This is a genomic window from Micromonospora sp. WMMC415 (genome assembly GCF_009707425.1).
In the GTDB taxonomy this organism is placed as follows: domain Bacteria; phylum Actinomycetota; class Actinomycetes; order Mycobacteriales; family Micromonosporaceae; genus Micromonospora.
Map to the genome: position 1 here is coordinate 4,340,023 of NZ_CP046104.1, position 13,834 is coordinate 4,353,856.

At 72.8% G+C, this 13,834-nt stretch carries 15 protein-coding genes; 4 read left to right on the top strand and 11 right to left on the bottom strand.

Annotated features, from left to right (window positions below; all coding sequences use genetic code 11):
* Positions 1 to 70 precede the first annotated feature (70 nt).
* Both GKC29_RS20415 and GKC29_RS20420 read right to left on the bottom strand, forming a co-directional pair.
* Positions 71 to 1,825, bottom strand: coding sequence for a thiamine pyrophosphate-binding protein (locus tag GKC29_RS20415; protein ID WP_155332346.1), 1,755 nt, complete (start codon positions 1,823 to 1,825; stop codon positions 71 to 73).
* Positions 1,818 to 2,942: a Vms1/Ankzf1 family peptidyl-tRNA hydrolase gene (locus tag GKC29_RS20420; protein ID WP_155332347.1), complete on the bottom strand. Its 1,125-nt coding sequence runs from the start codon at positions 2,940 to 2,942 to the stop codon at positions 1,818 to 1,820. Before GKC29_RS20420 ends, GKC29_RS20415 begins: the two co-directional genes overlap by 8 nt.
* A gap of 144 nt (positions 2,943 to 3,086) precedes the next feature.
* Between GKC29_RS20420 and GKC29_RS20425 the strand changes: the two genes are divergently transcribed.
* Complete coding sequence (locus GKC29_RS20425) at positions 3,087 to 3,635, top strand: hypothetical protein (RefSeq protein WP_155334261.1); 549 nt, start codon at positions 3,087 to 3,089, stop codon at positions 3,633 to 3,635.
* Between the two features lie 157 nt (positions 3,636 to 3,792).
* Here GKC29_RS20425 and GKC29_RS20430 read toward each other — a convergent pair whose 3' ends face one another.
* On the bottom strand, positions 3,793 to 4,131 hold the full coding sequence (locus GKC29_RS20430; RefSeq protein WP_155332348.1) for a DUF3817 domain-containing protein: 339 nt from the start codon (positions 4,129 to 4,131) through the stop codon (positions 3,793 to 3,795).
* A 185-nt stretch (positions 4,132 to 4,316) separates the two neighbouring features.
* Here GKC29_RS20430 and GKC29_RS20435 point away from each other — a divergent pair, with 185 nt between their 5' ends.
* Together GKC29_RS20435 and GKC29_RS20440 are read left to right on the top strand one after the other, a co-directional pair.
* Complete coding sequence (locus GKC29_RS20435) at positions 4,317 to 5,795, top strand: glutamate--cysteine ligase (RefSeq protein WP_155332349.1); 1,479 nt, start codon at positions 4,317 to 4,319, stop codon at positions 5,793 to 5,795.
* A gap of 97 nt (positions 5,796 to 5,892) precedes the next feature.
* Positions 5,893 to 6,891 carry a hypothetical protein gene (locus tag GKC29_RS20440; protein WP_155332350.1) on the top strand — a complete coding sequence of 333 codons (999 nt, stop codon included), beginning with the start codon at positions 5,893 to 5,895 and terminating at the stop codon, positions 6,889 to 6,891.
* A 101-nt stretch (positions 6,892 to 6,992) separates the two neighbouring features.
* On the opposite strand, the gene GKC29_RS20445 is transcribed toward GKC29_RS20440, so the two are convergent.
* From GKC29_RS20445 to GKC29_RS20465, 5 genes are all read right to left on the bottom strand, one after another.
* Positions 6,993 to 7,970 carry a glycoside hydrolase family 11 protein gene (locus tag GKC29_RS20445; RefSeq protein WP_155332351.1) on the bottom strand — a complete coding sequence of 326 codons (978 nt, stop codon included), beginning with the start codon at positions 7,968 to 7,970 and terminating at the stop codon, positions 6,993 to 6,995.
* A 552-nt stretch (positions 7,971 to 8,522) separates the two neighbouring features.
* Positions 8,523 to 9,041, bottom strand: a complete 519-nt coding sequence (gene msrA / locus GKC29_RS20450) for a peptide-methionine (S)-S-oxide reductase MsrA (RefSeq protein WP_155332352.1) — start codon at positions 9,039 to 9,041, stop codon at positions 8,523 to 8,525.
* 46 nt (positions 9,042 to 9,087) lie between these two features.
* A complete protein-coding gene (locus GKC29_RS20455; protein WP_230688726.1) occupies positions 9,088 to 9,975 on the bottom strand; it encodes a redoxin in 888 nt (295 codons plus the stop codon).
* Positions 9,976 to 9,980: 5 nt separating this feature from the next.
* The gene (locus GKC29_RS20460; protein ID WP_155332354.1) at positions 9,981 to 10,703 is read right to left on the bottom strand and encodes a thioredoxin family protein; all 723 of its coding nucleotides are present in this window, start codon (positions 10,701 to 10,703) and stop codon (positions 9,981 to 9,983) included.
* Positions 10,704 to 10,930: 227 nt separating this feature from the next.
* Positions 10,931 to 11,890: a YafY family protein gene (locus GKC29_RS20465; protein ID WP_155332355.1), complete on the bottom strand. Its 960-nt coding sequence runs from the start codon at positions 11,888 to 11,890 to the stop codon at positions 10,931 to 10,933.
* Between the two features lie 126 nt (positions 11,891 to 12,016).
* Here GKC29_RS20465 and GKC29_RS20470 point away from each other — a divergent pair, with 126 nt between their 5' ends.
* Entirely contained in the window at positions 12,017 to 12,454 is a 438-nt protein-coding gene (locus tag GKC29_RS20470) for a VOC family protein (protein ID WP_155332356.1), read from the top strand.
* 19 nt (positions 12,455 to 12,473) lie between these two features.
* Here GKC29_RS20470 and GKC29_RS20475 read toward each other — a convergent pair whose 3' ends face one another.
* Genes GKC29_RS20475 through GKC29_RS20485 form a run of 3 tightly spaced genes read right to left on the bottom strand, consistent with a single transcriptional unit; the run spans position 12,474 to position 13,746 of the window.
* Positions 12,474 to 12,917, bottom strand: a complete 444-nt coding sequence (locus GKC29_RS20475; RefSeq protein ID WP_155332357.1) for an SRPBCC domain-containing protein — start codon at positions 12,915 to 12,917, stop codon at positions 12,474 to 12,476.
* A gap of 14 nt (positions 12,918 to 12,931) precedes the next feature.
* The gene (locus tag GKC29_RS20480) at positions 12,932 to 13,294 is read right to left on the bottom strand and encodes a metalloregulator ArsR/SmtB family transcription factor (RefSeq protein WP_155332358.1); all 363 of its coding nucleotides are present in this window, start codon (positions 13,292 to 13,294) and stop codon (positions 12,932 to 12,934) included.
* The gene (locus tag GKC29_RS20485) at positions 13,291 to 13,746 is read right to left on the bottom strand and encodes an SRPBCC domain-containing protein (protein ID WP_155332359.1); all 456 of its coding nucleotides are present in this window, start codon (positions 13,744 to 13,746) and stop codon (positions 13,291 to 13,293) included. The genes GKC29_RS20480 and GKC29_RS20485 overlap by 4 nt, the downstream gene beginning before the upstream one ends.
* Positions 13,747 to 13,834 lie beyond the last annotated feature (88 nt).

Consider the following 13,834-nt stretch of genomic DNA (forward strand, 5'->3'; position numbering starts at 1 on the left):
GGCTCGACCGGCCAGCCCGACCCGTGCCCGCGAGAAGCCGCGCCCGCCGCCCGCCGATGGTGCCCGGAGGTTAGACGAGGTCCTCCACGGCCAGCCCGGCGCCGAGCACCCGGTCACGGACCCGACGGGCGGCGTCACCCCCGGCGAACACGGCGCGCAGGTCGGCGAACGCCGGCTCCGGCGGGGCGGGCGACACGGCCGGGTCGACGACGGCCTCCACCACGCACGGCCGGTCGGCGGCGAACGCCTCCTCCCACGCCGCGCCGACCAGATCAGGCCGGTCCACCCGGACGCCGTGCAGCCCGAGCAGGCGGGCCCAGCCCGCGTACGGCACGTCGGGGCGGCGCCGGGACAGGTCGGCCGTCGGCCCCCAACCGCCGCCCATACCGGAGTGGTCGCGGTTGTTGAGGACGAGCACCACCAGGCGCGGATCGGGCCACTCCCGCCAGTGCTGGGAGATCGTGACCAGCTCGGCGAGACCGTTGAGCTGCATGGCGCCGTCGCCCATCAGGGCGAGCACCGGCTGGTCCGGGGCGGCGAGCTTGGCGGCGACCGCGTACGGCAGGGCGCAGCCCATCGACCCGAGGGTGCCGCACAGCTGCGCATCGACGCCCGAGGGCAGTTCCACGTGGCGGGCGTACCAGTGGAGGACCGAGCCGACGTCCACGGCGATCGCGCCGGTACGCGGCACCCGGGCGGCCAACTCGTGCAGCACCAGCTGCGGGTTGACCGGCTCGGCCGGCGCGGCGGCGCGCGCGGCGGCCTCGTTGCGCCACCGGTCGACGGAGTCCTCGACGGTGTCCCGCCAGGTCGCGTTCGGCCGGTCGGGCACCCGGGCGAGCAGCGCGCGCAGCGTCTCGGCGGCGTCGCCGACCAGCGGCACGTCCACCGGGTAGCGGGAGCCGATTCGGCGGCCGTCGATGTCGATCTGGACGGTGCGGGCCTGCCCGGGCATCGGGAAGTAGTCGGTCCAGGGGTCGTTCGTGCCGATCATCAGCAGCGCGTCGCAGCCACCCATCAGCTCGGCCGCGGCCGGTGTGCCGACCTCGCCCAGGACCCCGGTGTGGAAGGGCAGCCGCTCGTCGAGCACCGGCTTGCCGAGCAGCGAGGTGGCCACGCCGGCGCCGAGCCGGTCGGCGAGGGCCACGATCTCCTCGGCGGCGCCCCGGCCGCCCTGCCCGACCAGGATCGCGGTGCGCCGGGAGCCGCCGAGCAGGTGCGCCGCGGCCGCCAGGTCCGCGTCGCGGGGCAACACCCGGGCCAGCGGCTCGCCGGGCGTCGTGGTGACGACGACCGACTCGGGCAGCAGGTCCGGCACCGCGGCCTCCTGGACGTCACGGGGCAGCACGACGCAGACCGGGCTCCGGGTGGCCGCGGCGGTGCGGAACGCCTCGTCGAGGAGGCCCGGCACCTGCGCCGGGGCGCGCGCGTACCGGACGAACTGGTTGCACACGTCACCGAAGAGCCGGCTCAGGCCGATCTGCTCGTGCGCGCCCCCGAGGGGCCCCCGGACGTCCTCGCCGACGATCGCCACGACCGGCTTGCTGTCGAGCTTCGCGTCGTAGAGCCCGTTGAGCAGTTGGACCGCGCTGGGTCCGTGGGTGGCGAGGCACACCCCGATGCCGCCGGTGAACTTGGCGTGTCCGGTGGCCATGAACGAGGCGGTCTCCTCGTGGCGGGCGGGCACGAAGGCGGGGTCCCCGCCCGAGGCGTCGAGCGCCTCGACCACCGGGGCGATGGCCGCCCCGGGGTAGCCGAACGCGCGCGGGACCCGCCAGGCCCGGAGCCGTTCGACCACCAGGTCGGCCGCCGTACGCTCAACCATCGCCCCGGCCGGGGGTGCCGGCGTCGACGTAGCGCAGCACGGCGCCCACCCCGTCGGTCAGCTCCGGCGCCTCGTCCGGGCCGAGCACGGTCAGCTCGGCGTCGGTCCCGACCAGAGCCCGCACCAAAGCGGCGTCGGCGCGGACCTTCGCCGGGTCGCGTACCGACATCGCGGCCAGCTGCTGCGGGTCGGTGGCGATCTCGGTGGGCTCGGGTCCGATCCACAGCTCCCCGTTCGCCGACGGGTCGTCGACGATGAGCATGTTCTCCACCTGGTTGCGCTGCAACGCCGACACCACCGCGTCCAGCCCGGCACCCACGTCCTCCTGCATGCCGAACCGGTCCAGGGTGGCGGTGATGCGCTGGTCGGCGACCTCGGCGATGGTCTGCACCGTCAGGTCGTCCAGGAGGGTGTCGTCGGCGCCCCTGGCCCGGGAGCCGGCGTCGGTGCGGACGAGGACGTCCTGCCAGCGGTCGGGCATCTGGGCGGCGATCACGCCGGTGGCCCGGACGTCGCCGGCCACCACGACCACGTCGGCGCCCACCTTCTCGGCGAGCTGCACCGTCGCGGCGGCGACGTCGCCGGCGTTGTGGTGCCACGCCTCCATCGCGGCTCGCTGGTACCGCGACTGCGACCACCCTCCCGGGTTGACCCGCCGCAGTTGGAAGTCCTCGCGGCCGGTGACCGCGGCGCGCCGGGGAACGCCGCCGGCGCTGACCGCCATCGCGTCGGCGCCCTCCCGGTTGGCCAGGACCCGCACCCAGGCCACCTGCTCGCCGCGCTGGGCGAGCAGCGGCATCACGTGCGGCAGCGGCGCGAACGCGGCGAGGTCGCGCAGCGGCGGGGCGGACAGGTACTCCGACAGCGCCACCCGGCCGTGACTGGCGAACACCGCGATGCCGTAGTCGCCCGGCATCGGGTCGTGGCCCCGTACGACCCGTTCGATCGCCTCGATCGACGCCAGGTCGGCCCGTTGCTGCTGAAGTCGGTCCCGCAGGGCGCGCCAGCGCAGGTCCAGCGCCGGGTGGGCGTCCTCGGTGTCGGCGGACGCGTCCAGGTAGACCGAGCACCACGGGCCCGGCCGGTCGTAGAGCGGGCGCAGGAAGGACAGCTGCATGCTCGACCCCTTTCCAGCTCGGCCCTGCGCTTACCCATGCCGTCCGGCTTGTCACCTGAACCGCTCGGTGGGGCGTGACCTGCGTTCATTCACGTCGTTCAACTGGCCGGGCCGATACGATCGGTGAACGGAACCGGACTCTGGGTGGTGGCGATGGACAGCGACCTGCAAACCCCGCGGATCGTCCACCCGACGGCGCGGATCGTCACCGGCCGGGTCGTCCGACTGCTCGAGGGCTACCCCCGTGAGGTGCGGGTGGGTCAGCCGGTGCTGGTGGTGGTGCTGGCCGCGGCCGGAGTCGCGGGGTTGCTGGTGGCCCTCGTCCGCACCGTCCTGTCCGCCGGCTCCGGGGGCGCGCGCCGCCGTTTCAGGGACCTGAAGAAGGGCCCGGAGTACCTGGTCACCCCGGTCCGCCTGCGCGACACCGCGGGGCGGCTCTGCGAGGTGGAGCTGCACGGGCACCTGCCGCAGAGCGCCCTGCACCCGGCGGACCACGTGCAGGTCACGCTGCGCCGCCAGCGCGACCCCGACCTGCCGCCGAAGATCGAGCGGATCGTCAACCTGACCACCGGGCAGCTGCTCACCCCGCGTACCGCGACGATCTGGTCGCATCTCGGGCCGCCGCTGCTGCTCCAGGCCGCACTCGGCGCGCTCCTGCTCGCCGCCGTCGCCGCCTGCTCCGCGCTGACGTGAAAGGAAGGGCCCCTTGTTAACGCCTGGCGTTGTATAAGGGTCCCTTCCTAACCGCGGGGGTTTCGGCCTGCCGGCCGGGCACCACATGGCCGAGGAGGCGCCGGAGCAGCTCGCCACGACCCTGGCGGCGTTCCTGGCGGGGTGACCGCGCCGGGGGTCAGCCGACGGGGGCGGCGTCCCGGGCCGGAGCGGGGGCGTCGGCGAGCAGGCCCCGGCGGCGGGCCCACCGCTCGAAGACCAGGGTGGCGAAGGGCGGCACGGCGCAGAGCAGGGCCACCCCGGCCGTGAGCAGGCGCCACCGGCGCAGCCGGGCCACCGCGAGCACCAGAACGCCGTACGCGACGAAGAGCGCGCCGTGGATCGGACCGAAGACCTGCACGCCCAGTTCGTTGGCCGGCGGCCCGTACTTCACCGCCATGCCGGCCAGCAGGCCCGCCCAGGAGATCGCCTCGGCGATCGCCGCCACGACGAACAGCCGGGTCACCCGTTCCCGCATCGTCACAATCCCACCCCTTCCGCCGGGCCATGCTAGCCGCGCCGACTGTGCCCGCCGGGCGCGAAGGGGCGGCGCGCGACGGGGATCACGGAGCCCCAGGGTGGGTAGAAGAGGACCGATGGGTCTTCCCCCACCGGTACCGGCATGCGAACTTAGGGGGAACCAGCGGTGACAGGGTGGTGACCATGGGCGAGGATGTCGGTGCGCGGACCTTCAGCCGTGAGGATCGGGCCCGGTACCGCGACAAGGTGCGCCGCTGCCTCGACGTCTTCGCCGAGATGCTGCGGGAGTCGCGGTTCGACGTCGACCGGCCGATGACCGGGCTGGAGATCGAGCTCAACCTCGTCGACGACGGGTCGATGCCGGCCATGCGCAACGCCGACGTCCTCGCCGCCGTCGCCGACCCGGACTTCCAGACCGAGCTGGGCCAGTTCAACGTCGAGATCAACGTGGCGCCCCGGCGGCTCGCCGGGACCGGCACCGCCGAGTTCGAGGAGCAGGTACGCGCCAGCCTCAACGCCGCCGAGGCCAAGGCGCGGACGGTCGGCGCCCACATGGTCATGATCGGGATCCTGCCGACGCTGCGTCCGGAGCACCTGACCGCGGCGACGCTGTCGGCCAACCCCCGCTACCGGCTGCTCAACGAGCAGATCTTCGCGGCCCGCGGCGAGGACCTGCGGATCGCGATCAACGGGGTCGAGCGGCTGGCGGTCACGGCGGACACGATCACTCCGGAGGCCGCCTGCACCAGCACCCAGTTCCACCTCCAGGTCAGCCCCGCCCAGTTCGCCGACTACTGGAACTCGGCGCAGGCGATCGCCGGTGTCCAGGTCGCGCTCGGCGCGAACGCGCCGCTGCTCTTCGGCCGCGAACTGTGGCGGGAGACCCGGGTCCCGCTGTTCGAGCAGGCCACCGACACCCGCGCCGAGGAAATCAAGGCGCAGGGCGTCCGTCCCCGGGTGTGGTTCGGCGAACGCTGGATCACGACGGTCTTCGACCTGTTCGAGGAGAACGTCCGCTACTTCCCGGCGCTGCTGCCGATCTGCGAGCCGGAGGACCCGGCCGGGACGCTCGCGGCCGGCGGCGTGCCGGCCCTCGCCGAACTGCGGCTGCACAACGGCACCATCTACCGGTGGAACCGCCCGGTGTACGACGTGCTGAAGGGCCGGCCGCACCTGCGGGTGGAGAACCGGGTGCTGCCGGCCGGGCCCACGGTCGTCGACACGATCGCCAACGGCGCCTTCTATTTCGGGCTGGTCCGGGCCCTGGCCGAGAGTGACCGGCCGCTGTGGTCGCAGATGTCGTTCAGCGCCGCCGAGGAGAACTTCACCTCCTGCGCCCGGTACGGCATCGACGCGCAGGTCTTCTGGCCGGGCCTGGGGTACCTGCCGGTCACCGAGCTGGTGCTGCGCCGGCTGCTGCCGCTCGCCCACCACGGACTGGACCGCTGGGGTGTGGCCCCGGAGGAGCGGGACCGGCTGCTCGGCATCATCGAGAAGCGCTGTCTCACCGGCCGCAACGGCGCGAGCTGGCAGGTGGAGACGCTGCACCGGCTGGAGTCCGCCGATCACCTGGACCGGCCCGCGGCGCTGCGCGAGGTGGTCCGCCACTACGTGGACCTCATGCACAGCAACCGGCCCGTCCACGAGTGGCCGCTGCCCTGACCGTTCCCGCCCACATTCAAGCAATCCGGAAGACCATCGCCGGCCCGGCCCGCCCCATCATGAAGGCTCACCGTCTGTAACGCCTGAGGAGCCTTCCGTGACCCAGACCGACCGGCTCAGCGGCCCCCGCGACGCCACCGATCCGATCCGGCTGTCGGCCTCACCCCACGCCACGTCCCTGTTCGTCAACGGCCACGTCCCGCGCCGGCGCGGGCTGCTCATCCTGCTCAGCGTGTTGGGCGGCTTCCTGCTGACCGTGGTCTGGTCGGCGGAGTTCGTCGATCAGACCATCGGCCACAACGTCGCCGACACGCTGCTGGGCCACGATCCCACCGAGACGCCGTTGACCGGGATCGTGTCCGGGGTGCTGTTCGCGTTCGTCTCCGGCATCGCGGGCACCTTCACCGCGTGCAACATCGCCGCGTTCGGCGCCATCGCTCCCCTGGCCGGCTCACCCGGCGGCCGGCTGGGCCGCTTCCTGGCGCCGCTGCGCCCGCTGGGCTGGCTGGCCGTCGGCATGGTCGCCGTGTCCGCGGCGTACGGCGCGGTCGTCGGTCTCGTCGGGACGTCGATGCCGCAGTTCTCCACCGCGCAGAACACGCCCGGGTCCCTGTCGCCGCGCAGCATCCAGTCCATGGTGGTCTTCGGCCTGATCGGGCTGACCATGGTCTACCTCGGCCTGGCCGCCCTGAAGGTGGTGCCGGACCCGTTCGCGCGGATCTCCCGCCGCCGCCCCAACGCCCCGCTGGTCTTCATGGGCGCGCTGGTCGCCGGGTTCCTCATCGGACGGCCGTACCCGCTGTTCCGGCAGATGTTCCGGGACGCGGCGGAGAGCGGGAACCCGCTCTACGGCGCGGCGGCGTTCACCCTCCAGTCGATCGGCAACATCGTCATCATGGCGGTGCTGTTCCTGCTGCTCGCCTGGTTCGCCGGGAGCCGCCTGCAGGCCTGGTTCGCGGCCCGTCCGGCCCGGCTGGCGGCGATCACCGGCGCCGCGTTCCTCGTCGCGGGCGCCTTCACGTTCCTGTACTGGGACGTCCGCCTGCTCGCCCGCCGCGAGATCATCCCCTGGTACCCGACCGCACCCTGGACGTGACGGGCGACGGGCGGGACCCCGACGGGTGGCGCGGCGGCTTCCGACCACCGCACCCCGGTGTGGCGCGGCGGCTGCGGCCGCCGCGCCACCGGTCGGCGCGGTCAGCCGGTGCCGCAGGAGACCGTCGGCCAGGTCCAGTTGCCGTTGTGCTGGATGGTCACGCCCCAGTTGTTGCCGTTGCCGTTCGGCCGGGCGGTCAGCACCTGGGCGCTGGGATAGCTCGCGCTGATGTTCCACGTCGCGATGATCCGGGCGGGCGACGGGACGTTCATCGTCACGGTCCAGGCGGTGGCGCCGGACACCGACACGTTGAGGTTGTAGCGGTCGCTCCACTGCTGGCCGGCGGAGAGCGTCGCGGTGCAGCCACCACCGCCGCCACCGCCGCCACCACCACCGCCCAGCGTGATGTTCGAGCTGCCGCTGCTCTGGTATCCCTCAGTCGCCATGATCATGTAGTTGTGGCCGCCGAGGTTCATCCCGTTGCGCGCCCAGGCGTCGAAGTGGTTGCCGCTGGTGATGGTGCCGCCGGTCCGCTTCGACTGCCGGACACTCCAGAACTGCTTGAACGTCGCGGTGCCGATGATGGAGGGGGCGTTGTAGCGGGTCGTCTCGTAGATGTCGTACGTGCCGCCGTCGCTGGTGACGGTTCCCTTGTACGTCCCGGTGGGTTGGTAGGTGCCCCAGTTGTCGACGATGTAGTACTCGACGAGCGGGCTCGTCGTCCAGCCGTACAGGGTCAGGTACGCGTTGCCGGACGGGTTGAAGCTGCCCGAGTACGTCACGCTGCGGCGCCCGCCGGTGCTCCAGCCCTTGCCGGCGACGAAGTTGCCGGTGTTGCGCCACGAGGTGCTGTAGTTGCCGCCGGAGCCGAGTTCCATGGAGACGGTCCCGGGGCTGTCGGTCCAGAACGAGTAGAAGTAGCCGTCGTGGGTGCCGGTCTGGTTCGAGGTGACGGCGGCGCTGGCGGCACCGGGCAGCATCAGTGCTGCCGCGACCAGGGCCAGGGTGCAGGCGGCGCCGACGAGCAGCCGGAGGTGGCCGCGCCTGCGGCCTGGCGGGTTGGCGGGGACGTCGTTCATGCGCTCTTCCTCCTTCGGGAAGGCTGGCGGGGGCCAGGCAGCGCGGTGCGACCGGGCGGGGCGGTGGGGCAACCGCCGCGCGCCCGGCATCGCACGACGCGGCAGGGGTGGGGGCCGGTCGCCGTGCGGTGGGCGACCGGAGGCCGGGTCACGGCGGCGACCCGGATCGACAGATGTCGAGGTCCGTCGATGCCGAAAGTATCGACCGGCGTCGCAACGCAGTCAACAAGTCCCGGAAATGTTTCGGAAACGACTCCGGAGTCATTGACCGCCCGAAGGCGCTTCAGCACGGTGAACTGCCGCCCGTCCGCCCGCCGGGATCGACCGGGCGCCATCCACCAGAGCGGACACGGCCGCGATTTCCGGAAGTGTTCCGGACCTGACTCGCGGCTCGGCGCAATCAGTGGCTGCGGAGGCAGCTGACGCGGCCGGGCGGCTCGATGTCGAGCCACCCGGCCGACCCGTCGAGTACGGGCACGTGGTGAGTCAGCGAAGCTGGCGGCCCGGGCGACACGATCCGGGCTCCAGCCGGGTTCGCCCGAGGCTCGGCAATCAACCGCGGTTCTCTCCTCGCCGGGGCAGCTTCCAGTCCGGCCGGACGAAGTGGCAGGTGTAGCCGCCGGGATGCTTCTCCAGGTAGTCCTGGTGCTCCGGCTCGGCCTCCCAGAAGGGGCCGGCGGGGCCGACCTCGGTGACCACCTTGCCCGGCCACAGACCGGAGGCGTCGACGTCGGCGATGGTGTCCTCGGCGATCTCCCGCTGCTGGTCGTCGGTGTAGAAGATGGCCGACCGGTAGCTCGCCCCCACGTCGTTGCCCTGGCGGTTCCTCGTCGTCGGGTCGTGCACCTGGAAGAAGAACTCGAGCAGGTCCCGGTAGGTCAGCTTGTCCGGGTCGTAGACGATCTCGATCGCCTCGGCGTGGGAACCGTGGTTGTAGTACGTCGCGTTCGGGACGTCCCCGCCGGTGTAGCCGACCCTCGTGTCGACCACGCCGGGGCGTTTCCGGATGAGATCCTGCATCCCCCAGAAGCAGCCACCGGCCAGGATCGCCTTCTCCGTCGTGTCGGTCATCGCTCCCCTCCCCTCCCCTTCCGTTGCCCACCACGTCAGGACGGCCCTACGGGCCGAACGTGAAGACGTACGCGCGGAAGCCGACTTGGCCGGTGACGAGGCTCAGCAGGTGGTCGTCCCGGGACGCGCCGTCGACGAGCCGGACCATGGCCGCCCGGTCGAGGTGCGCGACGCTGTCCGCGTCGACGTCGGCGCCGCGCTCGCCGCCGATCGGCTCGCCGTCGAGCAGCACCCGGACCTCCGCCCGGCCGGTGGGTCCCGGGTCGACGACGAGGTTCACCTCACCGGCGTTGAAGGGCAGGGCGAGTTCCCCCGTGCCGCTGACGAGTTCGACGTACTCGCCGCCGCTGAGCCAGTCGCCGGTCACGGTGAAGGTGCCCGGCACCCCCCGGTCGGCGCCGACGTACGTCTCGGGCGTGATCCCGACGTAGGAGGGCTCCCCCACCTCGGCGAAGGCCGCCGCTTCCGGGCTGACCGGCGGCAGCCCGGTACGCGGCGCCCGGACCTCCAGCAGCCGCCGGATCTCCGACTCCACCCGCTCGTACGCCCCCTCGCCGACCCACCGGTCGACGAGCCGTCCCTCGGCGTCGAAGAGGTACTTCGCCGGCCAGGCGTCGTTGCGGAGGATCCGCCAGAACGTGAAGTCGTTGTCGAGGGCGACGGGATAGGTGAGGCCGTGGTCCCGGACCGCCCGGTCGATGTTCGCGGCGTCCCGGCCGAACTCGAACTCGGGGGCGTGCACACCGACCACGGTCAGGCCCAGGTCCGCGTAGTCGCGGTGCCACGCCTTGACGTAGGGCGCGGTGCGGATCCAGTTGACGCAGGTGTACTCCCAGATGTCGACCAGGACCACCCGGCCGCGCAGGTCGTCGGGGGTCAGCGGCGGCGAGTTGACCCACCGCTCGACGGTGATGGGAGGAAGCTGCAGGGCCATCTGCCTCATCCGGCTGCCAGGTCGACGGCCGTGGCGCCGACGATGGCCCGGTCACCGTCGTTCTGCGCGTAGCCGACCACCATGGCGCGTCCCGGGTCGAGATCCGCCGGCACGTCGAGTTCGACCCGTCCGCTCCCGGTGTCCAGTCTCGTCGCCGTGAAGGCGCGCACCACGGCGTCCTGCCGCAGCCGCCGCCCGGCGTTCTCACCCCGGGGGACGTCGTTCTCCAGGCCCCGTTCGACGACGGCGACGTTCACCATCCCTCGCTGCGGCGGCCGGTCGACCTGGTAGTCCACCGTCACCCGGCGCCCGCCGCCCCCGTCGGCGGCCGCCACCGACAGCGTGACCGGCGTGACGGCCGGCGTCTTCAGGGCGTACGCGATGGCGTCCGAGGCCTGCCGGCGGTCGGAGCCGACGAACTCGGTGGTGCCGTTGACGATCATCTGCGGCGTGTACAGCCCGCCCGAGCCGAAGGCCCGCGCGTAGTTCTCCTGCCGGCGGGTGTACGCGGCGGCGCCGAAGGGGTCGGGCCAGCCCAGGTGGTCCCAGTAGTCGACGTGGAAGCCGAGGGCGTAGACGGGTCGCCCCCGTTCCCGGGCGTCGCGGTCGATCTCGGACAGCGCCGACTCGGCCGGAGGACAGCTGTTGCAGCCCTGGGAGGTGAACAACTCCACCACGGCGAAGCCGGCCTGGGCGCTACCCGCCCCGCTGCGCGATGTGTCCGTCATGGCGCAACCTCCTCAGGTCCCTCCTCCTTGCGGCCCTGGCCTTCCCCTTCCACCCGGGACCATGCGCCCGCGTCGCCGGACCGCGGTCGCTGTCACAGATCGGCGCCGGCCGGAAGGCGGCCAGGTGGAAGGAGTGCGACCAGGACCTGAAGTCCTACGCCCCGCCGCCGTCACCGACGAGCTCGCCGCCCGGCTGCTCACGCAGCTCGGGGCGCCGGCGACGGCCGTCAGCCGGTTTCGGCCATCGTCGAGAGGCGGCGGGCGAGCCGGCCGGCGGCCTCGCGCAGTTCGGGCGGCTCCAGCACCTCCGCGTCGAAGCCCAGCCGGGCCACGTGCACGGCGAGCCAGTCCAGGTCGTCCCCACCGAGGACGAGCACGCACCACCCGTCGCGGTCGTCCTCGACGCGCCCCACCTGGGGCGGCACGAACTCCCGTACGCGGTCCGGCGGGGCGTGCACCCGGACCCGGCCGAGATACCGGTACGGCGCCTCGGTCACGGACCGGTGCACGTACGCGACCGGGTCCGGATGCTCCCGCGGCCGGAAGCGCCAGGTCGTCGCCACCACCTCGCGCATCCGGTCCAGCCGGAAGGTGCGCCAGTCGTCGCGGTCGACGTCCCGGGCCATCAGGTACCAGCGGCGGCCGGTGGTGACCATCCGCACCGGTTCGACGGTGCGCTCGCGCTCCCCGCCGTCGCGTCCGGCGTACCGGAACCGCACCCGCACGGTGTCGCGGCAGGCCCGCGCGAGTGTCACCAGCAGCTCCGCGTCGATCTCGATCCCGGGGCCGACCAGGGTGTCGGTGGCCCCGTGCACCGCCCGCACCTCGGCGCGCAGGCGGGACGGCATCACCTGGTCGAGCTTCGCGAGCGCGCGCAGCGCCGCCTCGCCCGCCCCGGCGACCGTGCCTCCGGACGCCAGCCGCAGGGAGACCGCCGTCGCGATCGCCTCCTCGTCGTCGAGGAGCAGCGGCGGCAGCCGGGTGCCCGCGCCGAGCCGGTAGCCGCCGCCGACGCCCGCCGTCGCGTGCACCGGGTAGCCGAGCGCGCGCAGCCGCTCCACGTCGCGGCGCACCGAGCGGTCGGTGACACCCAGCTGTGCGGCGAGCGCGGAGGCGGTCCACGACGGCCGCCGCTGCAGCAGCGCCAGCAGTCGCAGCACCCGCTCGGTCGTCCGCTCGACGGTCACCGGTCCATCGTTGCACCGATCTAGGAATGATCCTGTCCGCTATGGCGGGCAGGCTGGGGCTGGTGTACCTGCTCCGCGACCTTTACCTGCACACTGACCGACAGACCTGACAGGAGGCGAGCTGAGATGGCCCGCGACGTCCAGATCACTTTCGACTGCGCCGACCCGGCCGGCTTGGCCGCGTTCTGGGCCGAGGCCCTCGGCTACCAGGTGCAGCGCGCTCCCGACGGCTTCGAGTCGTGGGACCAGGCACTGGAGGCGATGGGCGTGCCGCCGGAGCGACGCAACGACGCCTCGGCGTTGGTCGACCCCGAGGGCGCCCGGCCACGGCTGTTCTTCCAGCGCGTGCCGGAGGGCAAGCAGGCCAAGAACCGCGTACACCTCGACGTGCGGGCCGCGCCCGGGCTCGCGGGCGACGCGCGGATGGCGGCCCTGGAGGCGGAGGCCGCGCGGCTGGTCTCCCACGGCGCCACCCGGCGCGAGCGCCACGAGCCCGCACCCCCGCTCGGGACCGGCCACATCGTGATGGCCGATCCCGAGGGCAACGAGTTCTGCCTCGACTGACCCGACGCGCGGCGGCGGGTCAGTGCCAGTCGCTGATCCGCACGTCGCGCGGGTCGGGGGCGCCTTCCCCGGTCTCGAGGAGCTGCTTGAGGCTCATCAGGTAGGTGCCCCACTTGGTGCTGCAGTGGTTCATGAACTCGACCGGCTCACGCCAGCCCTCGTGCCGGAACAGCACGATCGTGTACTCGCCGTCCTGGCGGAGGTCCCACTGGATGCTGGTGCCGATCCACTCCTCCGGGCCGTCCACGACGTCCCAGCGGACGAGGCGGCCCGGATCGAGCTGGGCGACCTTCATGTCGAACCCGCCCGGCCGGAACCGGAACTCGATCACACCGCCGAGGTCCGTCTGTCCCGACGTCTTCTCGGTCCACCAGCCGGACAGGCCGTCCAGGGTGGTGAGCGCGGCGTACACCTGCTCCGGCGAGGAGCGCTCGACGCCGATGCGGTGAAGGATGTCTGCCATCTCCGTGATCCTGTCTACTCGTTCTTGCCGGTCTCGTCGGTCGTGTCCGTGTCACGCTGGATCGTCTCGGCGATGCGCTTGATGCGCCGCAGGCGGCGGTCCCAGGCGGTGCCGACGTCGGCGAGCTGGGCGACGGCGCGGGCGAGCTGGGCCTGGTCGACCCGGAACTGCCTCTCGCGGCCGGCGGCTGTGGCGCGCACCAGGCCGACGCGGTCGAGGACGGCGAGGTGCTTCGCCACCGCCTGCCGGGTCACCGGCAGGCGCTCGCTCAGGCTGGTCGCCGTCCCGCTGCCCTCGCTCAGCAGCAGGTCGAGCATCCGGCGGCGGGTCGGGTCGCCGACCGCCGACCAGAGGTCGTCGTCCACCAGCACGCTCATGCCGCGACCTTCGCGGCGTACGCCGGCAGTCGCGACAGGAAGTGGTCCCAGCCGCTGACGTGGTCGGCGTGCTCGGCGGCGACCTTCGCCTCGTCCCAGCCGCGCTCGCGGAAGCCGCTCTCGGTCATCCGCAGGAGCGTCCCGTCGCCGTGGGGTTCGAGCTCGAAGACGACCAGGAACGAGTTGCCCTGGGCGGCGGTCTCCCCCTCCGCGTGGGTCCACCGGAAGGAGAAGAGCCGCGGCGGCACGGCGTCGACGACGGTGAACTGCACCCAGGTGCCGCCCTGCGCGGGGTTCCCGAAGCAGATCCGCCCCGCTCCGCCGGGCACGGCCGGGTACTCGGCCTCGTCCGGCCACCACTCGCGCAGGTGCTCGGGACTGCTCACCACGTCGAAGACGACCTCGGGTGAGGCGTCGATGTGGATCTCCCGCTCGATCGTTCCGTACTTCATACCGGTCACCTTTCGCAACGTTTGGTTGCGCATCAAGCTAGCCGATCCGCCAACCTAGCGCAACCGATGGTTGCTCAATGAGCGTCGG